Raw genomic sequence first — 510 nt, 5'->3', positions numbered from 1 at the left:
GCCCGGCCCGATTGGCAATCGACGCCGCCGGGCTCGGACTGGCCGCCCTGCGCGCCCCTGGCGCAGGTCCATGCGGCGGCGCGCGCGGCCTTTGCCGGGCATCCGGTGGGCGGGGGCGTGGCCGGCTTCTTTCCCGAACTGAACCGCAAGCCGCCGCCGCCGGGGCTGGCGGTCGTGACGCATGGGCTGTGCCCCATCGTGCATGCCGCCGACGACCTGTCGGTGGTCGAGGCGCTGGAGGCGGTGCCGCATATTCTGGCCTCCGCGCGCGCCCTTGCGGGGGATGCGGAGTATTGGCTGGGGCCGTCGACCATCGCCATGCGCCACAACCCCTATGGCAGCCGGACCATCCCCAATCCGGGGCGCGGGCGCGTCTGCATGACCGATGACGATCCGCGCCAAGAGACCGGCTTTGCGGCGGCCTGGGCCTGCGGGCTGGCCGCGGCGATCGCGCCCGCGGGCCTGTCGGTCTGGACCCCGGCCGAGGTGCTGGGCCCGCGCGGCCTGTTC

1 protein-coding gene is annotated in these 510 nt (G+C 75.1%); it reads left to right on the top strand.

Annotated features, from left to right (window positions below; translation table 11 throughout):
- Window positions 1–510 (top strand): D-apionate lactonase family protein (locus tag FHD68_RS19315; RefSeq protein WP_482811977.1); only part of this gene is annotated, 510 nt, incomplete at both ends.

Origin of the sequence: Paracoccus marcusii, from assembly GCF_006151785.1 — a bacterium.
GTDB classification, from domain to species: domain Bacteria; phylum Pseudomonadota; class Alphaproteobacteria; order Rhodobacterales; family Rhodobacteraceae; genus Paracoccus; species Paracoccus marcusii.
The sequence above is the reverse complement of the archived record's forward strand: the minus strand, read 5'-3'. Positions and strand labels throughout refer to the sequence as shown.